Origin of the sequence: Pseudobutyrivibrio sp. AR14 (genome assembly GCF_900101325.1) — a bacterium.
GTDB lineage: Bacteria > Bacillota > Clostridia > Lachnospirales > Lachnospiraceae > Pseudobutyrivibrio.
In genome coordinates, this window is the sequence record NZ_FMUY01000009.1 from 1 (window position 1) to 26122 (window position 26122).

Genomic DNA, 26122 nt, shown 5'->3' on the forward strand with positions numbered 1-26122 from the left:
GGATCTACATTTGCATGAAAACTATCCTGCATGTGAGTATATAGAGATAGTCGATTCTTATGAGCCTCTACCATTAAATCAAGTAGCTCTACCTCCTTATCGGACATATAGGATTTGGAAGCTTCGGCACTCTCCCCGCGAAACTTATCATTATTTATAAATTTCATAATCTGATTGTAATATTCACTAGCCTCATCAATGTATTTTTGAGTCTTTTTAGTCATGTCATCAATCAGATTTTCAATCTTTTCGGCGTCATAAATCAAATTTTTCATATAATCTCCCTTATGTTATCAGACTATCAGAATACAATCCCTATAATAGCATTTTACATATGAGTTGTCTACTAATACGCACTGATTATCAGGACACTATTCTTTTCAATTTGATTTGCAGTTCACTATTCACTTATTTTTATATAACAAAAACCGATTCCAAGAAACTCCTGAAACCGGCTTTAAATAACTATATTTACCAAATTATGCCAATACTTGCTGAACTGTTGAAGAATTTGCCTGAGCAATTTCCTCTGATACCGCATCGGCATCAAGTCCACCTTCCTCTGTAGGAATATTAGATGTACCTGTGATGCCATAGTTACGCATTATCTGCTCTACGAAATCTTCTGTAATATTTCCACCAACTTCATCTACAAGCTGCTCTGCCACCTTTGTATAAGCACTATCCATGAAGTAGTCCTTGTACATAGACATTGAAGAGTCCTCGTCATCCTTTGGAACAAAGGATTCCTTAACCTCTTTGAGCACCTGTTCCATCAAGTAAGTCTCAAAGCCCTTTACAGCTTCTGTAACTTCTTCCTTGCTAGAAGTAGCTGAAATACCACCAAGTGATTTTGCTGTCTTCTCTGCAGCCTCTGTGGCCGCTTTGTTGTACTGCGTCTGCATGTAAGTGTTCATTACCATAGTATCCATTTTTCATTCCTCCCGTAAATCCGCGAATTCTCGATACCGCATATTAGAGAATTCATTTACATGTTACTAAACTATCTCTTAAGGTTGTTAGCTTGCTCTAACATTGTATCTGAAGTAGTTATTGCCTTTGAGTTCATCTCGTATGCACGCTGTGCAATGATAAGACTAACCATCTCGTCAGCAACATTTACATTAGATCCTTCCAAATAGTTTTGAGCTATTGAACTCCTGTTTACTCCCTGAGTGTTCCACTCACCCATTGGCTCCCCTGAGGCAGCTGTCTCATCGTAGAGATTCTCTCCGATTTTGTCCAAGCCGACTCTATTTGTAAATTGGTACAGTGCAATTGACTGACCTGTGTTGGTGTATGTACCATCTGGATTCTGATATGAGATCGAAGCATCGTCTGGATTGACTGTGAATCCCTTTTCTACTGTATTTGGAACAGTGATAGGTCTTCCTGCTTGATCAAGAACCTTGTAGCCTTCTGATGTGGTAAGCACCTTGTTGCCTCCATCATCAAGAGCCCATGTAAAATCACCATTTCTTGTATAGTGAGTTTCGTCTCCATCCTCTACTGCAAAGAATCCGTTACCAATGATGCACATTGCTGTTGGGCTATCCTTTGCAAGCTGGCTACCTTGAGTAAAATTAGCATTAATAGAAGCAACTCTTGTACCAAGTCCAACCTGCGCACTGGTAGGTTTTGTTTCGCCCTGACCATTTGTACTTGTAGATTGCATTGTTTGGTATAACAATGTCTTGAACTGTGTACTCTGAGATTTATATGCAGTTGTATTAACATTTGCCAAGTTGTTTGCAATTGTGTCAACTGATACCTGCTGGCCCTTCATACCTGAAGCAGCAGACCACAAACTTCTCATCATATGCCAAGTACCTCCAATTTTTCTCTCGCTTGTTACGTTCTCAAGCATTAGTCTCTCTTCCGATGACTACACGTCATTCTCCAGAGAGCTAATAGCTTGATAACTACAAGCTATTTATACAACTTCTAATTATCTAGTAATTTTTACGTTACTTTCAGCGGTTTTATACCTGTCCTACTTGATTGACAGTTTTTTCAAGTGTAGCATCCTCAGTCTGAATCATCTTCTGACCAGCCTCGTATGCACGAGCTATCTGAATCATACTAACCATTTCCTCTACAACATTGACATTGGAAGATTCAAGTGTTCCCTGTTCTAGGATAGCATCGCTTTCAACAATCTGTCCTCCAGGGATCAATGTGTATAAGTTCTCACCGTATTTATTGATATAATCGTAGTCTGCAATGTCAATGACTCCGATTGTATCTACCTCTTCATTATTCTGAGAAATAGTACCGTCAGCGGCAATTGCGTACTCTAAATTAGGATCAATCTGTACGTAATAGTCCTCGCCGTAGAGAGAATTAAGAGCTCCCTCCTGATTAAGTACATAATCTCCATCTGATGTTCTTAAGTATCCATCAGTATCAACTGTAAATGCACCATCTCTTGTGTACCTAATAGAAGTCTCGCCTGCTTTGTTTGTAAAAGCTATAGCAAAGAATCCTCTGCCACCGATGGCCACATCCGAAGGCTTATCAGTAATCTGAAAACCGCCCTGGTCCCAATTTGTGTATGTCTCACCGATTTTAGCTCCAAGGGACATATATCCTATTCCCTCTGGTCTATTTCCAAGTGATGATGTGTCTTTGATTTTGATGGCTAATCTCTCGTCGAATGCTTGAGCAACCATGGCTTCTTTCTTGTAGCCTGTGGTAGCTGAGTTGGCCAAGTTATTGGTCATAATGTCCATTCTTCTCTGTTCGTTAACCATTCCTGTATAGGCTGTATATAGACCTTTAACCATGAATATCCCCCTATTTTAGGCACCTGATTATTAATCTCCAATTTCTATATCGGATTTTTGAATATAAAAATAACCCCTATTTTGAAAAAATAATTATTTAATATAATTTTTTCAAAAATCGGGGTCCGTATCGTTATTCAACGAAATAATTCTAATTAATCTCCTGCAAGAAGCTCTACATAGCGACCTGTACCAATAGCAACACATGTCATAGCCTCATCAGCTGTCATAGTGTTGATACCTGTGCGGTCCTCGATAAGCTCCTCAAGTCCGCGAAGAAGTGCACCGCCACCTGTAAGTACGATACCTCTATCTGCTACGTCGGCTGCAAGTTCTGGTGGAGTCTTCTCAAGTACTGAGTGGATAGCCTCAACAATCTGCATTGTAGACTCCTTGAGAGCCTCCTCAGTCTCCTCAGATGTAACTGTAATAGTCTTTGGAAGACCAGATACAAGGTTACGTCCTCTAACATCCATAGTCTCTGAATCGCCAAGTGGGAAACAACGACCAATTTTAATCTTAATGTCCTCAGCTGTACGCTCACCAATAAGAAGGTTGTGCTTCTTTCTCATGTAACGAACGATAGCCTCGTCAAAATCATCACCAGCCACCTTGATAGATGTGCTGACAACTGAGCTACCAAGTGAGATAACGGCGATATCTGCTGTACCACCACCGATATCTACAATCATGTTACCCATAGGAAGAGAAATATCGATTCCAGCACCGATAGCTGCTGCGATAGGCTCCTCAATAATAGAAACCTCACGTGCGCCTGCTGCAAATGCTGCATCCTCAACTGCACGCTTCTCTACCTCTGTGGCTCCAGAAGGAACACATACAGCAATACGAGGCTTACGATAGCTCTTCTTGCCCATTGCCTTCTGAACGAAGTACTTAATCATCTTCTCTGTAACTGTGTAGTCAGAGATAACACCCTGACGAAGTGGACGAACTGCCACGATATTACCAGGAGTACGGCCAATCATAAGACGTGCCTCCTCACCGATTTCTTTAATTTTGTTTGTATCTCTATCAAAAGCCACTACTGAAGGCTCTTTCAAAACAACGCCCTTGCCTTTTGCATAAACAAGAACACTCGCTGTACCTAAATCAATACCGATATCTGATGCTGCCATTTTCTTATCCTTTCTGTGTTTTAGTATAGTCTACTGTCCTTTTGGACAGAAATACGCATTTTTACTTTCTTATTATATACAAAATCCTACATTATTCAAGGCTCTTATATATAAGAGGTGCTTTTGTGTTGCAAAACAGTCTCCTATTAAGTAAAAAAGCGTCAGCGCATGTGCACTGACGCGTAAGAGTCGGGGAGTGCGACCAAGTCGCCTTGGTCGCTGAGTTATGAAAAATTTGGTATTAGCTTTCGCTAGTACACTTCTCTTATAACATCCCAATGTGATGGCTATGTGAAGATTTGAAAAAATCCTCAAAAATATTTTAACCTTTTACCGCACCTTCAATCATTCCTTCCATAATTTGCTTCTGAGCAATAAAGAAGAGAATGAGAATTGGAATAATTGCAAGCAACGCAGCACCTAAAATCAAATTCCACTGTTTTACATATGAACCAACAAACGCCTGAACAGCAACTGGAAGAGTCTTAACTGGTCCATTTTGCTGAAGAAGAATTGATGGAAGCAAATAATCATTCCAGATCCACATACCATTAAGGATTGTGACTGTAGTGATTACCGGCTTTAATAATGGAAGAATTACAATAAAAAATGTCTGCTCTGGAGAACATCCGTCAATAGACGCTGCCTCTTCAAGTTCCATAGGAATTCCCTTAATAAATCCATTTAGAATAAACACTGTCATTGCACCGCCAAATCCGAGATACGCAAATACGATACCTGGGATTGACTGAATCATAGGAATGCCAACAAAATTTCCAACATCTCTAAATGTAGAGATAAGTGGAAGCATTACTACCTGGAATGGAATAATCATTGATGCAATAAATGTAAAGTAAATAACCACTGACCATTTTGTTTTATTTCTGCAGATTACCCATGCAGCCATTGCTCCAAGAAGAGCTAACAATATTAATGAAAGAATTGTAATAACAGCTGATGATGTAAATGCTGACCAGAAAAGGAAATGGGTATTGTTAATTACATCTGATAAATTCTGGTATAAGTTAGCAAGTGATACGCCGTTAAATCCTATAGGATTTGCTGTAATGTCCGCTGTCTGCTTGCATGAATTAATCACAACAAGGAAGAATGGGAACAAAACGTATATGGCAATTACTATTGCGATAATCATTTTTATAACGATTTTGGAGGTTTTCTCTTTTACTTTCATTATAATTCCACCTCCCTCTTATTAGAAATACGAACCTGGCAAATTGAAACAATGGCAAGAATAATAAAGAAGAATACTGCCTTTGCCTCGCCGTATGCATATTCATTATTTACAAATGCTGTGTCGTAAATATTAAGCGCCAACATCTGTGTACCTTTTGATAAGAACTTACCCATGAAGTTAACCGAACCAGTACCATTTGTTAATGATAAGTTAACATCAAACTGCTTGAATGCACTGGTAAGTGTAAGGAATGTACAAATAGTAATTGTTGGAGCAATCATTGGAATCTTTATTTGGAAAAGAGTCTGCAATGAATTTGCGCCGTCAATTGATGAAGCCTCAATAACATCTCCAGGCACTGTATTAAGTCCTGTAATGTAAATCAACATAATATATCCAGCATACTGCCATACATAAACCAAGACAATTCCGATAAGAGCTGTCTTTGTCTCTGTAAGCATAGATGCTTGTGAATTAAGAATCTCGGTTACTACTTTTGAGAAAATAAACTGCCAAATATAACCAAGTACGATACCACCAATAAGGTTTGGTAAGAAATAAGCTGCTCTAAAGAATCCCAGGCCCTTTAGCTTTGAAGTACACAACAAAGCAAGTAAAAATGCCACAAGATTTACAAGAACAATATTTAATATTACAAACAAGAATGTGATTAATACTGACCATAAGAACTGTGGCTCATGGAACATTCTTGCATAATTATCGAATTTAACAAATTTATTTAATGTAATACCATCCCAGTCTGTAAATGAATATCCAATACCAAGTACAAGTGGAATGATAACTGTTACTGCAAAAGCAAATAACAGCGGGAATAAAAACATAAAATTAATGATTCCTCTGTGGTGCTTGAATGTAGGGAAGAAATATAATCCCACAAAGAAAGCAACGCAACCTGCAATTATCAATGTACCTCTAACACCCCAGAAGTCTGTAAGTGTAATTGCCATATATAATCCCGCAATCATCATGGCAACTCCCACAATCATGCATCCAAAGGAAAAGATTTTTCGTCTCGCGGAGAACTCGCCCATAACTAATCTCCTTTCTCTCCTACCCAACTCTTATAACAATTAGATTCGAATCTCATTGCTCTTTTAAAGAAAAAGGGGCAGTGCATTTAGCCCTGCCCCAAAGCTATCACTTAATTAGTTTGCATAGTAATCCTTGATTACCTGCTCGATTGTTGATGTAAAGCTCTCTGCGTCAAGCTTGCCCTGAGCATAATCAGCAAATACCTGACATGTCTGATTCTGAAGACCATCCTTCTTGAGCATTGTATGCCATCCACTGAACTTACCAGCGTCGATGTATGACTTCATGCTAGCGTAGAATGGGTTAACAGCTTCATACTGGCAATCACTAAATGGAGAAACAAGACCTGCATCATTTACAAGAATGTTCTGAGCAGAGTCACCTGCACACCAGTTAAAGAATGCCTTAGCGCCTTCAACGTCACCATCTGCATAAGCTACCCAATAGCTTGGTGGACCAGCGATGATTGTATCAATGCCATCCTCAAATGCGTATGGAGCAAATCCACACTCAAAATCAACATCATCAGGAGATGTTACACACCAGTTACCCTGTGTGATGAATGCATATTCACCTGCCTTGAAGCCAGCTACCTGCTCATCATAAGTACCATCTACAAGAAGATCTGGGTCTGAGTACTGATTCATCATGCCAACAAACTCTGCGAAAGCAAGCATTCTGTCATGATCAACCTGACCACCGTCGTTAAGTAAATCAATATATGTAGTATCATCAGCTGCAAGACCTGCATCAAGATACTGTCCAAATACGTGTGTACCTGAAGACCATCCAAGATTTGATGGCTCTGCACACCAGCCGAGAACTGCCTTGATTCCAAGCTCGTCCTTCTTGCTATCAAGTGTCTTAAATGCCTCTGCATAAGCATCTGGGCTTGTAAGTGTTGAAGGATCAACACCTGCTGCCTTAAGCACATCTGCATTGTAGCCAAGTGCTGTAGCCTCTACAGTGTAAGGGAATCCAATTGTTCCCATTGAGTCATCTACAAGTTCAAACTCAGTATTGTTTGTCCAAGTCTCTCCCTTGAGATCTGCCAACTTGCCATCCCAAGAAGCTGCCTGGTTTGCTTCGATTACAAAGATATCTGGCATATTGCCTGCCTGATACATCTTCTTAAGCTCGTCAGAAGCGCTTGTGTCACCACCGATTGTTTCAACGATGAGTTCGTTTCCTGTCTCCTCCTTGTAGAGCTTAGCTAAATCCTGAAGCTGAGCATCAATCTCTGGCTTACCATTTAGAAGTCTAACTGCTGAGCTATCTGCTGATGCTCCACCACCCTGTGCGTTAGAACCTCCATTGTTTGCTGTGTTAGGCTGACCACAAGCTACGAGGCTGCTGGCCATAGCGCCTATCATGAGTACTGAAAGTAATCTCTTTCTCATTTCGATAATCCCTCCCATAACATGTAAAATGTTAATTGTGTAGAAAAATCCTTTCTACAATTGTGCATAGCGCACAATTTCCCTTGTTTTCTTTAGTCAACTTTTGCGCATAAGTTTGTTATAAGTAAAACATAACACAACTTTTCTGACCGGTCAACCCCCATTTCTAAAATCTAAATTATATTAAAAACGGCCCATAAAGCTTGATTTTCTAGGCTTTGTCACAGTATCACGGATAACAAGTCGGGTTGGTAAAGTTATTTGTGCCTCAGTTTCTTCCCCTCGAATTTTCTTCAAAAGCGTCTCTGCAGCAACTACTCCCTTTTGTTTTACATCCTGATGCACTGTAGTAAGGGCAGGTCTATAGAGACTTCCCAGCATATTATCATCGAATCCAGCTATAGAAATACCCTCTGGAACTCTGATTCCACGGTCTGTAAGGGCTGACATAAGTGTTACTGCATACAAGTCAGAAACGCACATAATCGCAGTATAATCAAGGGCTCTATGGCATATTTCATCCAAACTTTCCTCTATTTCGGCGCTGGCTGGACGTATTTTTAAGAAGTCCTTTTCACTATATTCAATTCCTGCTTCTTTAAGGGCTCTCTTGTAGCCATTTAAACGGGCTAAGTCTACACCCTTAGTATTATCTGATAGGAATGCAATGCGTTGATGTCCGCAAGAAATGATGTATTTAACCATTTCGTAGGCACCTTGCTCATCGTCAAGGCCTACGTTGGTGAAATGCTTTAACCCCTCCATACTATATGTATCAAGGCAGACTATAGGCTTTTTATACTTTGTACTAACACGTATACCATCATCATCAAGCATACCAAACAAAATAAGACCATCCACATTCCAGGTTGAAACATGGCGCATTATTTTCTCCGTATCCCTTGAAATATAGAGCATCATGAAGTATCCAGCGTTTCTAATTGTCTCCTCTATACCGCCGATAAGCTCTGCTACGAATGGATCCATGATAAGATTCTCGTACTTATCAACACGAGCTTTTAGGGCAAGACCAATGATTTTAGACTCATTCTGAGCTAAATTCCTGGCATTGATATTAGGCACATAGTCTACTTCTTTAAGAAATTCTTCTACGCGACGTCTTGTCTCCTCAGAAACTTCTCCAGCCTTGCCGTGAATGACGTTAGATACTGTGGTTGTGGACATATTGAGTCTCTGAGCAATCTCCTTGATAGTTATCATTTAACAAAAACCCCTTTACAAAAAATCGATTGTATTGTATTGTGAAAACATAATAGCACTTACGCGCATAAGGTGTCAAGTTTACGCGGGTTTTTGCAGTTTTTTCATATTTTTTGGTAGTGAGGGAGTTAAAATGAACAGTAAATTCAACAAGATTGCAACAGATACATCAGTTTTAGAGAAGCTTAACGCAACTCTTACTTTTGTAGATGGCGTTAATATTCCTTCTGACATTCCACATGGTGATATGCCAGGAGATAAGATTGAAATTGGTGATTCACACATTGCTAAGGCACGTACTATTTTTCCTGCTTTAGTTGAACAGCTTAAGAAGGCTGCCGCTTCTAATAGCTTTGGTCGTGCAGTTGTTTGTGTTCACGGTGGTTCTGGTGTAGGAAAAAGCGAGATAGCTTCTATTCTTTCCTATATGCTTACATCCGCTGGAATCAAAAGCTACACAATGTCTGGTGACAATTATCCACATCGTATTCCAATGTACAACGATGCTGAGCGTCTACATACATTCCGCGAGGGTGGCGTACGAGCTCTTGCAGCATCAAAACTCAGCAATCCTTCTGTAATCGCAAAGCTTCAGGAGCTTCAGAAAGCAGATGATGATGCCAATGAGGCTCATATTTCAGAATACGATTGGTTTATGACATATTTAGATGGTGGACGTTCAGCTTTAGAAAATTATCTTGGAACACCTAAGGAAATCGATTTTGAGGAAGTAGATTCTATCCTTTCAGCTTTCTTAAATGGAGCTGACAAGCTGTGGCTTAAGAGAATGGGCCGCGACGAAGCCAGCCTCTGGTATGACGAAGTAGACATGAGCAACACCAAGGTTCTCATCCTAGAGTGGACCCACGGCAATAGCGATTACCTTTCCAACGTGGATATTCCTATCCTTTTAAACTCTACTCCAGAGGAAACACTCGAGCATAGACGCTCTAGAAATAGAGACGGCAAATTAGATAGCCCGTTTACAATGCTTATTTTAAACATTGAACAGGAAAAGATTAAATCACAAGCATCAAAAGCTAAAATCATTATCACTAAGAGTGGGGAATTAATCGATTTTGAAACTTTTAGCAAATTAATGGCTTAGGCCAAAGGAGTTTTTATGAGTACTACACGCAATGATAACGGACCTATGCTAAATGCTTATCCTGACAGCATGGGCCACAGACTTGAGGATATCATCAAGGTTCTTAAGAAACCTGAGTTTAAAGATGTATTCCAGTCTTTTTATATTTTACCTAGCATTTACAATACAGACCTGGACAGAGGATTTTCTGTAATAGATTATGGCATCAATAAGGAGCTTGGCTCTCAAGAGGCCATTGAGGCCCTTTCTGATTTGGGAATTGACTTGAAACTTGATTTTATCTTAAATCACGCCTCTGTTCTCTCACCACAATTTCAGGATTTAATAAAAAATGGTGAGAATTCCAAATACGCTGACTTCTTCATCAACTGGAACAAGTTTTGGGAAGGTTGCGGGGAAATGACTGAAGAAGGATATATTAAGCCTGATGAAAAATATATCAAAGATATGTTTTTCAGAAAGCCTGGCCTTCCAATTCTTATGGTTCGCATGCCGGATGGCAAGGACGTACCATATTGGAACACTTTCTATCAGGAGGTCCGCTACAAGAGACCTGATGCAGCCGACTTAATAGAGGCCGCAGGAATGCAATATCTTGCAGCTACTAATCTTGCAGAGCGCATTTGCGCTTCACTTGATGAAGGCAAGACCCCTTCTGAAATTGATTTCGCTGGTTATGAAGAATACAAAGAAGACGTTGTTAATTATCTAGAAGCAAGCAGACGCTACCTTGGACAGATGGATTTAAACATCAAATCTGGCCTTGTATGGGAGCACTATAGAAACACACTTAAGACTCTTGCCGATTATGGTGCAAAAATCGTAAGATTGGATGCATTTGCATACGCTCCTAAGGAGCCAGGCAAAAAGAATTTCTTAAACGAGCCTGACACATGGGATGTATTAGAGCGCGTAAAGGATATTGCCAACGAATATGGACTTTCTCTTTTACCAGAAATTCACGCCACTTACGGCGAAGGCACTTATGAAACCATCGCTTCTAAGGGCTATATGACCTACGATTTCTTCCTTCCTGGTCTTCTCATCTATACTCTCGAGAAGCAATCAGGAAAGCTTTTAGTTGATTGGGCTAAGGAACTTACCGAGAAAAATATTCGAGTAGTGAATATGCTCGGTTGTCATGACGGTATTCCTCTTCTTGATTTAAAGGGAATGCTTGATGAGAAAGAAATCCAGGAGCTTATTGATACAATTGTTGGCCGTGGCGGCTATGTGAAGGATCTCCACGGACAGAAAAATATGTACTATCAGGTCAATGCAACATACTACAGTGCCTTGGGCGAGAATGACAGCAAAATGCTTTTAGCTCGTGCTATTCAGATGTTTATGCCAGGTAAGCCTCAAGTATGGTATCTGGATTTATTCGCAGGTAGAAATGACCACGAGGCTGTTGCCCACGCCGGTGTAGGCGGCCACAAGGAAATCAATCGTACTAATCTCTCTTCTGAGATGATTGAAGTCGCTCTTAAAAATGACGTAGTTAAAAAGCAACTAGAATTACTTCGTTTGAGAAACACACACCCAGCTTTTGGTTTTGACAGTACTCTTTCAGCAGAAGCAAATGGATTTATGCTAAAACTTGCTTGGGAAAAAGAAGGTCACCGCGCCGAGCTTCGTGCAAATCTAAGAGACTATTCTTACGAGATTATCACTGATTAATTTTATATTTGTTACTGCATAAAAAAGGCACACCCACTATTAGGTGTGCCTTTTGAATTGCTTATATTTTTATTAGTTTACGAAGATGTCCTTGCGGTTTCCAAAGTATACGCGATTCACAAAGAACATAACTATACCAGCAATAATTTGAGGAATAAGACTTGAAGTATTTGCAAACTGGCCTAATATACTTATAGCTCCTACAGTATAGATAACCATTATGATTGCAGATATAAGATTCATAGAGCATACAAGAGTTCCTGAATTCTTCTTATACTTGATAATAGATACTGCTGTGATTACGCCAAGCACAACCAATGCTAGACAAACAACACCATATATAATGTTAAGAGGCTTGAGTCCTGGGTAAATAGCATAAATATAATCTGCATCTACTCCTACTGCATCATACTGTGTTCCTGTTATTGCAGTAATACCGTTAAATAGATTAAGTAATGCACCAGCCCATAATGCAAAATAAGCAAGGAAATGAGCCCACTTTAAACCAAGCTGTGGAGCAGGTGCCACACCTACTGAACCTCCGCAATTAGGACAAAATGCTGCCCCCTCTTCTAACTGAGTACCACAATTGTTACAAAACATATTTTTTCTCCTTTTCTCTTATAAAATTTATACTCACCTTTATATAGTGAATTATTATATTGATTAATGCAAGTAATTTGTTAAAATTTTTTAGATATTTTCCTTGCAATTAATTCCATTTATCTCACATAGATTTCTTTTCTATTATCAAAATAGATCTTATTAACAACAGCCATTATTACTGCACCGAATAGAGTAAAAATGTTAAGAATTATCATTTCTAAATCTCCAGTAATAATAATCACTCCTGCAATCATTAATAATGCTGCTATTCCCTTAAATACATATGCTGCAAATAATATTGTTCCTGCGTCTCTTTTTAAATTTAAGATGTATATAGCTGAGATAAGCTGCATAGTAAGCACTATGAAAATAGCAACAGCATATAGCTTATCAGCATAAGCAAGTGCATTATATTCATAATACATAACCTCGCGAGGTATATCATTGAAGTCAAACTTCCCTGTTAGATATACAATTCCCCAAACCAAGTTCATAAATGCAGCCACCCACAAGTATCCATAGCTAAGGAAATGAGCCCATTTTATATCCAAGCCTCCATTTCCAACAACAGCAGGATTTGTGTAGGTTACTGGGTTTACAGTAGGATTTGTGTTAGCCACACCCACTCTTGCCCCACAATTTGAACAGAATTGTGCATCATCTGATAACTGTGTTCCACAACTACTACAAAACATAATATTCACTCCCTTTAATTTGAAAATTTATTTTAATTATTAATTAACAAAAACATCACTGCGGTTATCAAAGTAAGAAGCATTAACAAATATTAGTACTATATCTAATATCATACGAAATCCATCGCTAGCCTGACCAGTACTAACACCAACTACAGATGAACCATAAATTAGCAAAACAAGAGTCATCACAAATTCGTATCCAAAAACTATACAAACTAGCTTTCCTGCATTACTCTTTCTATTAATAATAGCCACTGCCGCAACAGCTAAAAGCACTATAAACACAATTCCAAGAACTATCCCTAAGTTAATATATCCTGAGAGCTTGTTCTCGCCAGAGAAAAATTCTGCACTTTGTCCACTCAGCTCCACTAGCTTTAAAATTCCAAAAAGATTAAAAAGGCAGCCAATCCAAAAATAAAAATATCCCAAAAAATCAGCCCATTTAGTGCCAAGCACTTCTCTTGTCTCAACCTTTACAGTTGGGTTACCACAGTTAGGGCATACCCTAGCGAACTCACTAACCTCTGTTCCACATGAATTGCAAAACATATATATCTCCTTTTCATAACTATTATCTCTCGATTTCACGGTAGTTATATACTACCCTATATACCATCTATATGCAAGTAGTTTTTTAATAATTATTTGATGTATTTCATAAGATACAAGATAGTCTTTATTCCTTCTTAATATATACTTTCGTACCTTAACATCTTTTCTATATTCCACATTACAGCTAGCATATCCTAGTTACTGCCTATTTTTAATTAATCCTTTTAGACAGTATCACTTTTCTATATTTCTACTGCCTAGATTCCATTTCTCTTCTCAGGCAGTAGCACTTTTCCTTTTCTCTACTGCCTATTTTCCTTTTTTCCTCTCAGGCAGTAGCTTTTCCCATTTCCCCTACTGCCTAGATTCCATTTCGACTTCCAGGCAGTAGCCTTTTTCAATTTTGCTACTGCTTATAATCCATTTCGACTTCCAGGCAGTAGCTTTTCCTATTTTCCCTACTGCCTATTTCTCTTTTTTCCTCTCAGGCAGTAGCGCTCCCCGTACGAAGAAAAAAGCCTGCTCAACTGAGCAGGCTTAAACCTTCTATTTTAAATATTCCTTCAAATACTGGCCAGTGTAGCTGTTCTTCACCTTTACGATTTCCTCTGGTGTGCCCTTGGCAATCACTGTGCCGCCTCGGTCTCCGCCGTCTGGGCCCATGTCTATGATGTAATCTGCGCACTTGATTACGTCCAAGTTGTGCTCGATAACCACTACTGTGTTGCCAGAGTCTGAGAGCTTGCGCATGATTTCAACAAGCTTGTTTACATCGTCGAAATGAAGTCCTGTTGTAGGCTCATCAAGGATGTAAATTGTCTTGCCAGTAGCGCGGCGAGAAAGCTCTGTTGCAAGCTTAATACGCTGTGCCTCACCACCTGAAAGAGTGGTGCTTGGCTGACCTAGCTTGATATAGCCTAAGCCTACATCATATAGTGCCTGAATCTTGTTGGCAATGCTTGGTACATTTTTAAAGAACTCAACAGCCTCCTCAACAGTCATATCCAGAACATCGTAGATTGTCTTACCCTTGTAATGAACTTCTAGAGTCTCTCGATTATATCTCTTGCCTCCACAGACTTCGCATGGAACATACACATCTGGAAGGAAATGCATCTCTATTTTAATGATACCGTCACCAGAGCAAGCCTCACATCGGCCGCCCTTTACATTGAATGAGAAGCGTCCCTTATTGTAGCCTCGCTCCTTGGCCTCCGTTGTACCGGCAAATAAATCTCTTATTAAATCAAATACTCCAGTGTATGTAGCTGGGTTAGAACGAGGTGTACGTCCAATTGGGGACTGGTCTATGTCGATGACCTTATCAAGTGCCTCTGTTCCTAAAATATCATCGTGCTTTCCGGATATTTTTCTAGCTCTGTTAAGTCTCTTAGCCAAATCCTTGTACAATATTTCATTGACAAGTGAACTCTTGCCGGAACCTGACACGCCAGTGACTACTGTCATGATTCCAAGTGGAATATCTACATCGATATTCTTGAGGTTGTGCTCCCGAGCGCCCTTGATAGTGAGCCATCCTTTTGGCTCTCTGCGCTCTGAAGGAACTGGTATGCAAAGTTTGCCACTTAAGTACTGGCCTGTAATAGAATCTGGGCAAGCCATAATCTCCTCAGGAGTACCTGCCGCTATGACTTCTCCACCATCCTTGCCGGCACGAGGTCCGATATCCACAAGATAGTCAGCAGCACGCATTGTATCTGCATCATGTTCTACAACAATAAGTGTATTACCCAAATCACGGAGCCCCTTAAGGGATGCCAGCAATTTATCATTGTCCTTTTGATGAAGACCAATTGATGGCTCATCTAAAATATAGGCAACACCTACAAGACCTGAACCAATCTGGGTAGCCAATCTAATACGCTGCGCCTCACCACCTGAAAGAGTGGCTGTAGCACGAGCCAGTGTAAGGTAATCAAGTCCTACATCCACCATGAATTTAAGTCTATTTCTAATCTCTTTTAGTACCACAGCACCGATTTTCTTCTGCTGCTCTGTAAGCTCTAGCTTATCAAGCAAATCATAGAGCTCATGGACTGGATACTGAGTCATCTCGAAAATATTCTTATCGGCTATAGTAACAGCTAGTGATTCCTTTTTTAGTCGCTGACCGTGGCAGCAAGGACACTCACTGTAGAACATGAACTCCTCGTACTCACGCTTTTGGTTCTCTGAAAACGTCTCCTTATAGCGACGATTAACATTTTCAATAAGGCCCTCAAACACTGTAGGATATACACCTCTACCTCGCTGACCCTCATATTCAACATCCACTGAACGGTCAAAACCATGAATGAACATGTGTCTGATATTCTCAGGAAGGTCCTTGTATGGTGTATCAAGTGAAAACTTGTATTCCTTTGCCAATGCCTCTAAAAGAGCATGGGCAAAGCTTGTAGACTTGTTGGCAGACTGCCAGCCCATAACCTGCACGCATCCCTGATTAAAGGAAAGGCTCTTATCTGGAATCATAAGATCCTCATCAAATTCCATCTTGTATCCCAAACCAAAACACTCTGGGCAGGCACCAAATGGATTGTTAAATGAAAAGCTACGTGGCTCCACCTCATCAATACTAATGCCGCAATCAGGACATGAGAATCCCTCAGAAAATCTGATAGGCTCTCCATCGATAACATCAACAATCATAAGTCCCTCAGCAAGCTTTAGAACTGACTCGATTGAATCTGTAAGACGCTTTTCAATTCCTTCTTTTATCACAAGTCTATCTGCCACAATCTCGATGTTGTGTTTGATATTTTTGTCTAGCTTAATCTCCTCAGAAAGGTCATATACATTGCCATCAACATTTACACGGACATAACCAGACTTTTTAGCTTTTTCAAAAAGCTTTTCATGAGTACCCTTGCGGCCTCTAACTACTGGAGCAAGAAGCTGAATTTTGGTGCGCTCAGGGAGAGCCATTATAGCATCTACCATCTGGTCTACTGTCTGCTTGCTGATAGGCTTGCCACAATTAGGGCAATGAGGAACACCGCATCTAGCATAGAGAAGTCTCATATAATCGTAGATCTCTGTAACTGTGCCAACAGTAGAACGTGGATTGTGATTGGTGCTCTTCTGGTCGATTGAAATAGCCGGAGGCATACCCTCCATATGCTCTACGTTTGGCTTTTCCATCTGACCCAAAAACTGACGGGCATATGAAGATAGAGACTCCATATATCGTCTCTGGCCCTCTGCAAAAATAGTATCGAATGCAAGTGATGATTTGCCTGAACCAGACAATCCGGTCAGTACTACAAACTCATCACGGGGAATGTCTAGGCTAATATTTTTAAGGTTGTGCTCGTTGGCCCCCTTGATTTTAATATATTTCTTTTCTTTCATTTCTATATCCTCAAAAAAACTTGTTTCACAAGTCAAACAATCATTTGAAATTTGTAAATAAATTACTCTTCTGACATCTGCTGCATCATCTGTTTAAGCTCTACCATCTTGTCTCTATACTCAGCAGCAGCCTCGAAGTTCAGCTCGGCAGCAGCCTTTTTCATCTTCTTTTGGATGTCAGCTATAAGCTTCTCAAGCTCCTTGCTATCCATCTCCTCAGGGTCCTTCTTAAACTGAAGTTCCTTCTTAGCGATGGCCTTGCCAATGGAAATAAGCTCTCTGACTGACTTCTGAATGGTGGTAGGCGTGATGCCGTGAGCCTCGTTGTATGCCATCTGAATCTGGCGACGACGCTCAGTCTCACTGATGGCCTTCTCCATGGACTCTGTCATGGTGTCGGCATACATGATTACGTGACCCTCGCTGTTACGAGCGGCACGACCAATAGTCTGAATCAATGACCTCTCACTACGCAAGAATCCCTCTTTGTCAGCATCCAAGATAGCAACAAGTGTAATCTCTGGAATATCAAGACCCTCTCGAAGCAAGTTGATACCTACGAGAACATCAAACACATCAAGTCGTAAATCCCTGATAATCTCTGCTCGCTCCATAGTATCAATATCTGAATGCATGTATTTAACACGGACACCAAGCTCAGCAAGATAATCCGTCAAATCCTCTGCCATACGCTTGGTCAGTGTGGTAATCATTACCTTGTGACCGCCGGCTGTTTCTTTTTGAATCTCCTTGTAAAGGTCATCAATCTGTCCCTCTACCGGACGCACCTCAACCTCAGGATCAAGAAGTCCAGTAGGTCTGATAACCTGCTCTGTACGAAGCATCTCATGCTCCTCTTCATAGTCGCCAGGTGTAGCAGATACAAACATAATCTGGTCTAACTTGGACTCAAATTCACCGAAATTAAGCGGTCTGTTATCCAGTGCCGATGGCAATCTAAAGCCATACTCCACCAATGTGCGCTTTCTAGCCTGGTCACCTGCAAACATGCCTCGCACCTGTGGTAATGTGATATGACTCTCATCCACAATAATCAAGAAATCATCACCAAAATAATCAATAAGACATTTCGGTGGCTCACCAGGCTGCTGGCTAGTCATATGCCTACTATAATTCTCGATGCCCGAGCAAAATCCTGTCTCTCTAAGCATCTCTATATCGAAATTAGTGCGCTCTGCAATTCGCTGAGCCTCAATTAATTTGTCCTCTGATTTGAAGAACTTGACTCTCTCCTCCAGCTCCGCCTCTATGCTGGCGCAGGCTGCATTGATTTTGTCCTGTGGAATGACATAGTGACTGGCAGGGAAAATAGCTACATGCTCAAGCTCTCTTCTGACCTGACCTGTCATAATATCTGTCTCGCAAATCCTATCGATTTCGTCTCCGAAAAACTCAATACGGATGGCATAGTCCTTGGTAATTGCAGGGATAACCTCAAGCACATCACCACGAACTCTAAAAGTACCTCGGTCAAAATCCATATCATTGCGCATGTACTGGATATTAATCAGCTCGTGAATAACATCATCTCTATCCTTTAAATCTCCCGGACGAAGACTCACCATCATGTTCTGGAAATCATCTGGCTCACCGATACCATAGATGCAAGAAACAGATGAAACGATAATAACATCTCGTCGCTCAGAAAGTGACGCAGTCGCCGACAAGCGCAGCTTATCTATCTCATCATTGATGGATGAATCCTTGGCAATATATGTATCAGTGCTAGGCACATACGCCTCCGGCTGATAATAATCATAGTAGGAAACAAAATACTCTACTGCATTTTCCGGGAAAAACTCCTTAAACTCGCTATAAAGCTGACCTGCAAGGGTCTTATTGTGAGCGATAATAAGAGTAGGCTTGTTAAGCTGCTCTATTACATTGGCCATGGTAAATGTCTTACCAGAACCTGTAACGCCAAGCAGTGTCTGCATCTGATTGCCTTCCTTAAATCCCCGGACTAAATCCTCGATAGCCTGAGGCTGATCACCAGTAGGTTTATATTCTGAATGTAATTTAAAATCCATATTGTTCACCAAAAATTAATTGCACACAATCGTATGATGAAATTATATCACAGCCTACAAATATGTCAAACATTTGTTCTCACTTGTGCAAAATTATAGCATAAAAGGCGGCCAGTTAACTGACCGCCATTATCTTTTAAAAATATTGATTTTATAAGAGATTCTTGAGAGCTTCGATATCGTCCAAGCTGATTGCCTGAGCAGCTTCTGTTGCTGCCTCGTTTTCCTTCTGAATCTCTAAGTAAACTTCTTTTCTGTAGATAGATACTTCTTTTGGTGCTGAAATACCAATTTTGACCTGATCACCGCGAACCTCAAGGACTGTAATCTCGATGTTGTTGTTGATCATAATCGCATCGCCTGTTTTTCGTGTTAATGCCAACATCGCTACTCACCATCCTTTCCGTGTATTGCATCATGAATCAAATAACGGACTGGTTCTGAGCCCTCGATTATTATCTGGTCACCTACATTAGTGTCGGCATTGATAATAATTGGAGCCTTAAGATTAATAGAGGCTTCCTTAGGGTTCTTAGGAACTCTAACAGTAACTAATACATAAGTATTCTCTGGTGTAAGATCTCCTAACTGCTCAAGTGAATCCTCATTAAGCTGTGGTGCATAGTCTGGCTTCACAAGATGTGGAAGCATTACTGGCATTGCAAAATCTGTCTCATCAAGGGATTGAAGCCACATGATGTTGCCCTTGTTTTTCTTCTCCTCATCAAAAATAAGGGTGTATCTCTTCATGTCTGGAAAACCTATTAGTCCATGAACGAGATTGATAATTTTGTCTTCAACAATTTCAATTTCGCCAAACAATCTAGTTTTTACGCGCATCGTCCCTTCTCCTCCTGCGAATTAAAGATAATTTAGTAGTGTAGAATCGCCCAGCTTTCCAGCTGCTGTAAGCGATGCCTGATATGCAGTGTAAGCTGCTGTGTAATCAATAATAATCTGAGAAAGATCAACGTCATCATTGGTAGACTGAAGACCCTGAACTGTCTGTCTCTGATCGCCAACACGAATCTTAGTTAAATCCAAAGAATCTTTCTTACAACCCAAATCAGTTATACATAAACTTATTTTAGCACAATACTTATCAGTTTTGCCTATTTCTGTTGAGAAAAGTTTTTGTAAGTTGTCATCAAAGTAATCTGCCTCTTTCTTAACAGCATCGTACCACTGCTGTAAGTATGCCTGGTCATCATCATTTGCATACTGAGATTCCTTCTGCATTTTCTCGATTTCGCCAAGTTTTTCATGGGCATTTGATGCATTCTTAACTGCATCAAGCATCTCAGTGATATCACGTAAAACATCACTATTAAATACATCTGATGCTTCTGTATTAATATTTAGAGTCTGTCCTGTAGCTACTGTGTACTGAATATCGTAGTGAATAGTCTTTCCATCTGGTGTAAATTTCTTGTATTCAACTGGAACGTTTACATCTAGAGGGTCTGCTGTCTTTGTACAATTGTAGTAATACTCTGGACGAAGTTCTCCTTCAGCAAATCCTTTTTTTGTATAAGTGATGTCAATCTTTGCATCTGCTGCCTTCAGCTGTGCCGCAATATTATTTCCTAAGATAATATCTCCAGTCTCTCTGATAAAGTAGATTGAATCATCTGGCACTGTCTTCTCGCCTTTTTTCTTAAGGAATTCACCTGGATTTGCTCCATCAGCCACCTCGTAGTCAGCCCAATCAGTCTCATTTGCAAAATCTGTAATATCTACAGTTATTTCGTTACCAGCAGCGTCTGTTACAACGATATTATCTCGAGACTCTACATTGTCATAATTAAGACGAATTCTGTAATAGTCAGTCTGAGCTATATCATTGATATTAGTAGTTGCTGCAACTTCTGTCTTTGTTGTAGGAACCTTAGTGATTCCGTTGTAATATCTATGCTCTTCCATGTTCTTTTCGATAGAAAGAGTCTGTGTAATCTGATACTCAGTATCTGTCTCATTTTTTGTGAATACTAAGTCACTGTTTGTTCTATAGCCAGTGAAAACTGTACGGTTGGCATAGTCAGCATTTCCCTCTTTAAAAACAGCCTTCTGAAGTGATTCAAGCTGAGTAATGATTGTATTTCTATCTTCCTGGTTCAAAGAATCATTTGCGCCCTTATCAGCAAGAGTCTTGCAATCTGTAATCAGGTCTCTGATGTTTAGAAGTGAAGTCTCAGTTACCTCAATCCAGCTAGTTGCATCAGGAATGTTCTTCTGATAATACTGTGTAACCTGCGAGAGAGTTGTAGATAATCTAAGTGAACGAACTGCAATTACAGGGTCATCAGATGGCTTATCTATCTTTTTCTGAGTAGTCATCTGTGTGTTACGCTGATTTACAATCTCTTTTGTAGAGTTGATATTTGAAGCTGCGTTGTTCATTATCATTTTGTTTGTAACTCTCATAATAGTACCTCTTTAATCTTTCTCAGGTTAGTTGGAAGACACACACATCCAAAATCACCTTTTAAACACCCGTATTAAGTATCAACCTATCATATATTTCGGCAAATGTAGAAATACATTTAGACGCCAAATTGTAGGCATTCTGGAATTTCATTAAGTCTAAAGCCTCTTCATCTTCATCAACTCCAGAAATTGATGTTCTCTGGTTACCTATTGTCTTTTCAATATTTGTAAAGTTGGTCTGGAAAATCTTGCACTCCTGAGTATCAACAGTTACGTCTGAATAAATACACTGAAGGAATGCATTTCCTCCGCCGCCTCTAAATAACTTTGTCTTGCTCTGAAGAGCCTGAAGCTTTACTACTAAATCAGCTGCATCAACACCTGAGTTGTAGTTTTCACGTGTTGTTGTAGCAAACTTTGAAGAATCCTTGTCTGTCGCCGTAGCGATTCCTACATTCTTAGCAGTCATAAGATAATATGACTCATATTTTTTTGTATCATCGCTTGAATCCTTGCCACTGTACATTGTGGCGTTTATTGTGCCTTCTCTCATCTGATGCTCTACTGCAAGGTCAATTTTGTCTCTTGAAATGAAGAAAGCGTTCATTGGATCACCATTTAAATCATAACCTCTGTCTGGGCTAAGAATTGGTGGGTCCACTGTGTAATCATCCTCTGGTCCAATTTCAATATGGTTAAATCTCTCACAGAAGTTTCTAAGGAACAGGTTCATCTGATTCTGATAATATGGAATACCCATGTAATCCACATCGTCACCTACCTGAAGAGCCTGGCCATATAAATTGTTCTGCTCAGCAACAGTAAGTGTCTGATTGATGTAGAATGTCACCGATTTAACCTTGCCCTTATCATCTGTGTCAAATGAGAAGCTGTCGTATGTATACTCAGTATTGTTTGTATCAAGAGAGCCTCTTGTAGGCATGTTAAGTTCATTGATATCATCAATGCTCAAGTTTGTGATTGTAATGGAATTAGCTGTTGCACCAGTAACTGTTGCATGCATATTCTCGTTGTTGTTACCATCACGAACTTCAAACATGGCCTTTAATGATCCGCCGCTTGAGCTTGGTGTAGCATTAAATCTATCTCCATCCTTTGACCAAACGATTTCATATAGACCGTCGATATCTGTCTGGTTGTGGTTCTGGTCTAGCTCTCGAGATTTAACAGCAAGTGTGTTGTGCTCATATGTATCTACAAGAATCTGGCCATTGATATATACGGTGTAATATGTTGCGCCAGTGTACATATCAGGGTCATTACTATTTAATACTTCTGTCTCCTGAACCTTTACATCGACCATCTTCGAAAGGTTATCTATCAAAAGTGCTCGCTGGTCACGGAGCTCATTGGCACGTCCGCCACCCTGCTCGATTGTGTTTATCTGTTTTGTTAAAATAGCTACTTTTTCCGATATCGCGTTGATATCATCAACTGCTGTCTTAATTTCATCATTGATGGAACTCTGTAAATCATCAAGCTTAGTTGCCAACTGATTGAAATACTCTGTAAGCTGCTTAGCATTAGAAATAAACTGCTTTCTAACTGTATCATCTCCAGGGCTTCCCTGAAGAGTACTCATAGCGTTAAACATCTTAGTGTAAATAGTTGTGAAACCAGCGTTATTGTTGTTTTCATTGAAATAATCTTCAATCTGTGCCATGTAGTACTGCTTCTTGTCATAGAAACCAAGAGCCGACTGATTGTTCCAGTATTTCTCATCGTAGTATAAATCTCTGCGCTGAGTAACACCTGTTGCCTCTACACCAGTACCTGTAGTACCCCAGCTCTGATAGCAACGTAAAGCAGATGATGCCACAGTGTTTACAACCTGACGGCTATAGCCTGTGGTGTTTACGTTTGAGATATTATTAGCAGTTGTATTAATCTGTGCCTGAGATGTATTCAGTCCAGATGCTGCTATTGTTAATCCAAAAAATGTTGATGACATAGGCTATTCCTCCTGCCTTTAGTCTTATACGTGTCCAAGTGATGTCACTAGGTGTTCAATCATTTCATTAACTACATTTATATATCGGCTAGCTGCATTGTAAGCTGACTGATATTTAATCATTGTTGTAAGTTCTTCGTCTGAAGATACTCCGATAACACCCTGACGAGAAAATTCGATTTCTTCTTTGGTGCCCTCAAGAGATTTGGCTGTAGTTTTATATACATTACCTGTATTACCAATTTCTCCAATCCACTTAACATAAAATCCTGAGAATCCACATGGAGTTGTATCACTAGGATTCAAGTTGAATGGCTGTTTTGTCCAGATTAAACTTAAATTTGTACCAAGCTTCTGATCTATCTGGCTTTGGTCTGAGAAAACACGATGTGGAAGATACGATTCCTGCTTAACAAGCTCTTCATTTATTTTAAGAGACTTTAATGTATAGCATTTTGATGTATCTGTTGGGTCTTCCTCGTTGTATGCGTATACAAGCTGGTTGCCAATTTCTACACCATTTTCATCGTATATTGTAATCTCTCTTGCTGTATATCTCTCAGTTCCGTTTCTTACAAACAACTCTCTTGGTGGAAGCTTGCCGTCAGTACCTACTGAGCAGTTCGCCTCGTCTAAAATTCTAAATTTGTCTGCGTCTTCAGTAATTGTTATTTCATTTCCATTTACATCCTGAATCTTGTATGAAATAGTCTTAGCATTTTCAATGGCTGCTGAAGTTGTTGTAATTGGGCTATACAAATCATTGATTGTAGTAACCAGCTGATGAATAAGTGTATCAAGCTCTGCCTCTGAGTTCATCATGATTGAGTTTGCTATTCCTGATTCGTATGCTTCCGGTGTAAGGTACTGACCATTTTCATCAAAGTAATCAAGGTAGTTACTCCAGCCAGTTCCTCTTGCCATGATAAGCGCTTTGATTTCTCCAATATCTGAGTTCTTCTCAGCACTTACATTTGTTGTATCAAAAATTGGATAGTAATAATTATCCTCTTCATTTTCATGTTTGAGATCAGAAAGCTGTGGCCAGTATGGAGTCACATATCCTGTTCTCTTATTTGCATATATACCTACATAGTGGCAATTGATTTCATCTACAAATTCAACGCCTTCGATTTCAACCTTTACAACACCTGAAGGGTCCTCACTGTAACTCATGCGAACAAGTCCTGCCAGCTCATCTAAGAGAAGGTCTCTCTTATCTCTTAAATCCATGGCTTTTTCCACATGTGCTGCCTCGATGGCTTGAATTCTTTTATTGTAATCAACTAATTCTTTTCCAATCTCATTGATTCGCTCTAGCTTTTCTGTGATTTTGGAATTGATAATAGTCTGGTAATCTTCAAATCCGTCCTGAACCGCCTGTGCGCGGGCCAAAAAAAGGCTAGCCTTCTGCAATACCAGGTTCTGATTTACAGTATCTGATGGGTCCTTGGCAAACTCTTCAAAAGCGCCCTCGAAATCCTCGATGGCTTTCTCGAATTGTACGCCGTCAGACTCCTGCAGATGAGTGTAAACCTCCTGCACTGCCTCTGAGCTAGCTTGATAAAAAGAATATCGCCCACTCTCTGTACGATATGCCTTATCTAAAAAGATATCGCGAGTATGGACGATTGTTCCTACTTGCACACCTAGGCCAGCATACTGTGTGCTGACCGAAGCGTTACCTATTTTTCTATAATCTCTATCTTCGTAAACAACCTGCTGACGTACATACCCTTCGGTATTAACGTTTGTAAGGTTGTTTGCTGTTGTATTTAATCCATGTGATGCAGACTGTAGGCCTGATGCCCCAACATATAAGCTTCCAAAACTATTAGCCATACGTCAATCCTCCAAAGTAAATGAGTCTCCGCAAAGAAACTCTGCTAATACTTCAAGGACATCCGTTTCCTACTGCTTAGCATCAAATCCTCTATTACCTAACAAATCTCCTGTAGTCTCTGCATTCTTACCATAGTTAGAAGTCTGAGGTGCCTGCTTGACACTCTTCAGGAGGGTAATATCAAATTCCACCATTTCAATAGCCTGCCTAAGCAAGTTCTGTGTCTGGAAGTTCAATATCTGGGCATTGTCTGCCGCTTCCCTAAGTTTTCCTCTAGCTGTAATAAGCTTTTTCTGTTCTACAGGTTGTCCAGCCAAATTATCGATCATCCATGAAACTGTAATTTGGTCGTTTTCATGCCCCATGACTGCTGCAATACTCTGCATCAATCCCTGGCGCTTTTTTTCCAGTTCCAATAAGGCGTCTGCAATGGCCTGCTCCTGAACGGTAATAGCCTCCAGTACGTCAAGTTTCTTATAGATGATTGAATCCTTCTTCTCATCATTAAGACTGATTAACTTTTCATACTGCTCCGTTTCACCATCCATAGTTAAGAGCAATTCTTCCATTAAACTAGCCACGCATCATACCTCGCTTAAAATAATGCTCTATTGGCACCATTCACAAAACCGCAGACTTACCGCGATTGTGTATGGTCAATTCCTAAATAGAGCCTACCTGAGACAATAATTTCTCTGCAAAATCATCAGGACTTACGTCATAAGTACCAGCCTTGATACGAGCCTTAATGTCCGCAACAAGGTCTTCTCTGATGTCTGCTGCCTCAGCAACAGCTGCCTTTGCTGTATGGTAATCTTTACCTGCTGATGAAATCTGAACTTCATCGCGGCCCATACTATTAGTCTTAGCAGACTGTGTGACATTTTTGTTGTTTGATGTCTGATAGAGCTGCGCTACCTGATTGTAAGCCTCAATACGCATATCTCAACACTCCTTTCCTCCCTTTATGTTCAGTCAGTTATGTCCGTATTTTCTAGTTACATTTTTCTTTACAT

At 40.0% G+C, this 26122-nt stretch carries 23 protein-coding genes; 2 read left to right on the forward strand and 21 right to left on the reverse strand.

The window, feature by feature from the left end; all coding sequences use genetic code 11:
* From BLP50_RS09235 to BLP50_RS09275, 9 genes are all read right to left on the reverse strand, one after another.
* A partial coding sequence (locus BLP50_RS09235; protein ID WP_143001136.1) for a T7SS effector LXG polymorphic toxin occupies positions 1-275 on the reverse strand: 275 nt, incomplete at its 3' end.
* Positions 276-479: 204 nt separating this feature from the next.
* Positions 480-932, reverse strand: coding sequence for a hypothetical protein (locus BLP50_RS09240; protein ID WP_090153969.1), 453 nt, complete (start codon positions 930-932; stop codon positions 480-482).
* A 71-nt stretch (positions 933-1003) separates the two neighbouring features.
* On the reverse strand, positions 1004-1819 hold the full coding sequence (locus tag BLP50_RS09245) for a flagellar hook-basal body protein (protein WP_090154191.1): 816 nt from the start codon (positions 1817-1819) through the stop codon (positions 1004-1006).
* 163 nt (positions 1820-1982) lie between these two features.
* Positions 1983-2786, reverse strand: coding sequence for a flagellar hook-basal body protein (locus tag BLP50_RS09250; protein ID WP_090153971.1), 804 nt, complete (start codon positions 2784-2786; stop codon positions 1983-1985).
* Positions 2787-2941: 155 nt separating this feature from the next.
* Positions 2942-3925 carry a rod shape-determining protein gene (locus BLP50_RS09255; RefSeq protein ID WP_090153973.1) on the reverse strand — a complete coding sequence of 328 codons (984 nt, stop codon included), beginning with the start codon at positions 3923-3925 and terminating at the stop codon, positions 2942-2944.
* A 322-nt stretch (positions 3926-4247) separates the two neighbouring features.
* Entirely contained in the window at positions 4248-5117 is an 870-nt protein-coding gene (locus BLP50_RS09260; protein ID WP_090153975.1) for a carbohydrate ABC transporter permease, read from the reverse strand.
* Positions 5117-6172: a carbohydrate ABC transporter permease gene (locus tag BLP50_RS09265; protein ID WP_090153977.1), complete on the reverse strand. Its 1056-nt coding sequence runs from the start codon at positions 6170-6172 to the stop codon at positions 5117-5119. The genes BLP50_RS09260 and BLP50_RS09265 overlap by 1 nt, the downstream gene beginning before the upstream one ends.
* 114 nt (positions 6173-6286) lie before the next feature.
* Positions 6287-7573 carry an ABC transporter substrate-binding protein gene (locus tag BLP50_RS09270; protein WP_090153979.1) on the reverse strand — a complete coding sequence of 429 codons (1287 nt, stop codon included), beginning with the start codon at positions 7571-7573 and terminating at the stop codon, positions 6287-6289.
* Positions 7574-7756: 183 nt separating this feature from the next.
* Positions 7757-8794 carry a LacI family DNA-binding transcriptional regulator gene (locus tag BLP50_RS09275; RefSeq protein ID WP_090153981.1) on the reverse strand — a complete coding sequence of 346 codons (1038 nt, stop codon included), beginning with the start codon at positions 8792-8794 and terminating at the stop codon, positions 7757-7759.
* A gap of 133 nt (positions 8795-8927) precedes the next feature.
* On the opposite strand from BLP50_RS09275, the gene BLP50_RS09280 reads away from it, so the two are divergent.
* Together BLP50_RS09280 and BLP50_RS09285 are read left to right on the forward strand one after the other, a co-directional pair.
* Positions 8928-9902: an adenylyl-sulfate kinase gene (locus tag BLP50_RS09280; protein ID WP_242869251.1), complete on the forward strand. Its 975-nt coding sequence runs from the start codon at positions 8928-8930 to the stop codon at positions 9900-9902.
* Between the two features lie 15 nt (positions 9903-9917).
* On the forward strand, positions 9918-11582 hold the full coding sequence (locus BLP50_RS09285) for an alpha-amylase family protein (RefSeq protein ID WP_090153983.1): 1665 nt from the start codon (positions 9918-9920) through the stop codon (positions 11580-11582).
* 72 nt (positions 11583-11654) lie between these two features.
* Here the strand turns inward: BLP50_RS09285 and BLP50_RS09290 are convergent, their stop codons facing one another.
* The 12 genes from BLP50_RS09290 to flgM form a co-directional block, all read right to left on the reverse strand.
* The gene (locus tag BLP50_RS09290) at positions 11655-12185 is read right to left on the reverse strand and encodes a zinc ribbon domain-containing protein (protein WP_090153985.1); all 531 of its coding nucleotides are present in this window, start codon (positions 12183-12185) and stop codon (positions 11655-11657) included.
* 119 nt (positions 12186-12304) lie between these two features.
* A complete protein-coding gene (locus BLP50_RS09295) occupies positions 12305-12883 on the reverse strand; it encodes a zinc ribbon domain-containing protein (protein ID WP_090153987.1) in 579 nt (192 codons plus the stop codon).
* 39 nt (positions 12884-12922) lie between these two features.
* Positions 12923-13438 (reverse strand): zinc ribbon domain-containing protein, encoded by a 516-nt coding sequence (locus tag BLP50_RS09300; RefSeq protein ID WP_090153990.1) that lies wholly within the window; start codon positions 13436-13438, stop codon positions 12923-12925.
* A gap of 549 nt (positions 13439-13987) precedes the next feature.
* On the reverse strand, positions 13988-16813 hold the full coding sequence (uvrA, locus tag BLP50_RS09305; RefSeq protein ID WP_090153992.1) for an excinuclease ABC subunit UvrA: 2826 nt from the start codon (positions 16811-16813) through the stop codon (positions 13988-13990).
* Positions 16814-16875: 62 nt separating this feature from the next.
* Positions 16876-18864 carry an excinuclease ABC subunit UvrB gene (gene uvrB / locus BLP50_RS09310; RefSeq protein ID WP_090153994.1) on the reverse strand — a complete coding sequence of 663 codons (1989 nt, stop codon included), beginning with the start codon at positions 18862-18864 and terminating at the stop codon, positions 16876-16878.
* A 151-nt stretch (positions 18865-19015) separates the two neighbouring features.
* Positions 19016-19249, reverse strand: coding sequence for a carbon storage regulator CsrA (csrA, locus tag BLP50_RS09315; protein WP_090153997.1), 234 nt, complete (start codon positions 19247-19249; stop codon positions 19016-19018).
* Positions 19250-19251: 2 nt separating this feature from the next.
* Positions 19252-19704 (reverse strand): flagellar assembly protein FliW, encoded by a 453-nt coding sequence (fliW, locus tag BLP50_RS09320; RefSeq protein ID WP_090153999.1) that lies wholly within the window; start codon positions 19702-19704, stop codon positions 19252-19254.
* A gap of 21 nt (positions 19705-19725) precedes the next feature.
* Positions 19726-21288, reverse strand: coding sequence for a flagellar hook-associated protein FlgL (gene flgL / locus BLP50_RS09325; protein WP_090154001.1), 1563 nt, complete (start codon positions 21286-21288; stop codon positions 19726-19728).
* Between the two features lie 61 nt (positions 21289-21349).
* Positions 21350-23263: a flagellar hook-associated protein FlgK gene (gene flgK, locus BLP50_RS09330; RefSeq protein ID WP_090154003.1), complete on the reverse strand. Its 1914-nt coding sequence runs from the start codon at positions 23261-23263 to the stop codon at positions 21350-21352.
* 24 nt (positions 23264-23287) lie between these two features.
* Positions 23288-25105 (reverse strand): flagellar hook-associated protein FlgK, encoded by a 1818-nt coding sequence (gene flgK / locus BLP50_RS09335; protein WP_090154006.1) that lies wholly within the window; start codon positions 25103-25105, stop codon positions 23288-23290.
* Positions 25106-25174: 69 nt separating this feature from the next.
* Positions 25175-25675 carry a flagellar protein FlgN gene (locus BLP50_RS09340; protein WP_278335206.1) on the reverse strand — a complete coding sequence of 167 codons (501 nt, stop codon included), beginning with the start codon at positions 25673-25675 and terminating at the stop codon, positions 25175-25177.
* Between the two features lie 94 nt (positions 25676-25769).
* Positions 25770-26048 carry a flagellar biosynthesis anti-sigma factor FlgM gene (gene flgM, locus BLP50_RS09345; protein WP_090154011.1) on the reverse strand — a complete coding sequence of 93 codons (279 nt, stop codon included), beginning with the start codon at positions 26046-26048 and terminating at the stop codon, positions 25770-25772.
* Between the last annotated feature and the right edge of the window lie 74 nt (positions 26049-26122).

Excerpts from the sequence above, each read along its gene's own strand:
- BLP50_RS09240 (WP_090153969.1), bottom strand. The coding sequence starts at position 932 with ATGGATACTATGGTAATGAACACTTACATGCAGACGCAGTACAACAAA.
- BLP50_RS09245 (WP_090154191.1), bottom strand. The coding sequence starts at position 1,819 with ATGATGAGAAGTTTGTGGTCTGCTGCTTCAGGTATGAAGGGCCAGCAG.
- BLP50_RS09250 (WP_090153971.1), bottom strand. The coding sequence starts at position 2,786 with ATGGTTAAAGGTCTATATACAGCCTATACAGGAATGGTTAACGAACAG.
- BLP50_RS09255 (WP_090153973.1), bottom strand. The coding sequence starts at position 3,925 with ATGGCAGCATCAGATATCGGTATTGATTTAGGTACAGCGAGTGTTCTT.
- BLP50_RS09260 (WP_090153975.1), bottom strand. The coding sequence starts at position 5,117 with ATGAAAGTAAAAGAGAAAACCTCCAAAATCGTTATAAAAATGATTATC.
- BLP50_RS09265 (WP_090153977.1), bottom strand. The coding sequence starts at position 6,172 with ATGGGCGAGTTCTCCGCGAGACGAAAAATCTTTTCCTTTGGATGCATG.
- BLP50_RS09270 (WP_090153979.1), bottom strand. The coding sequence starts at position 7,573 with ATGAGAAAGAGATTACTTTCAGTACTCATGATAGGCGCTATGGCCAGC.
- BLP50_RS09275 (WP_090153981.1), bottom strand. The coding sequence starts at position 8,794 with ATGATAACTATCAAGGAGATTGCTCAGAGACTCAATATGTCCACAACC.
- BLP50_RS09280 (WP_242869251.1), top strand. The coding sequence starts at position 8,928 with ATGAACAGTAAATTCAACAAGATTGCAACAGATACATCAGTTTTAGAG.
- BLP50_RS09285 (WP_090153983.1), top strand. The coding sequence starts at position 9,918 with ATGAGTACTACACGCAATGATAACGGACCTATGCTAAATGCTTATCCT.
- BLP50_RS09290 (WP_090153985.1), bottom strand. The coding sequence starts at position 12,185 with ATGTTTTGTAACAATTGTGGTACTCAGTTAGAAGAGGGGGCAGCATTT.
- BLP50_RS09295 (WP_090153987.1), bottom strand. The coding sequence starts at position 12,883 with ATGTTTTGTAGTAGTTGTGGAACACAGTTATCAGATGATGCACAATTC.
- BLP50_RS09300 (WP_090153990.1), bottom strand. The coding sequence starts at position 13,438 with ATGTTTTGCAATTCATGTGGAACAGAGGTTAGTGAGTTCGCTAGGGTA.
- uvrA (WP_090153992.1), bottom strand. The coding sequence starts at position 16,813 with ATGAAAGAAAAGAAATATATTAAAATCAAGGGGGCCAACGAGCACAAC.
- uvrB (WP_090153994.1), bottom strand. The coding sequence starts at position 18,864 with ATGGATTTTAAATTACATTCAGAATATAAACCTACTGGTGATCAGCCT.
- csrA (WP_090153997.1), bottom strand. The coding sequence starts at position 19,249 with ATGTTGGCATTAACACGAAAAACAGGCGATGCGATTATGATCAACAAC.
- fliW (WP_090153999.1), bottom strand. The coding sequence starts at position 19,704 with ATGCGCGTAAAAACTAGATTGTTTGGCGAAATTGAAATTGTTGAAGAC.
- flgL (WP_090154001.1), bottom strand. The coding sequence starts at position 21,288 with ATGAGAGTTACAAACAAAATGATAATGAACAACGCAGCTTCAAATATC.
- flgK (WP_090154003.1), bottom strand. The coding sequence starts at position 23,263 with ATGTCATCAACATTTTTTGGATTAACAATAGCAGCATCTGGACTGAAT.
- flgK (WP_090154006.1), bottom strand. The coding sequence starts at position 25,105 with ATGGCTAATAGTTTTGGAAGCTTATATGTTGGGGCATCAGGCCTACAG.
- BLP50_RS09340 (WP_278335206.1), bottom strand. The coding sequence starts at position 25,675 with ATGGAAGAATTGCTCTTAACTATGGATGGTGAAACGGAGCAGTATGAA.
- flgM (WP_090154011.1), bottom strand. The coding sequence starts at position 26,048 with ATGCGTATTGAGGCTTACAATCAGGTAGCGCAGCTCTATCAGACATCA.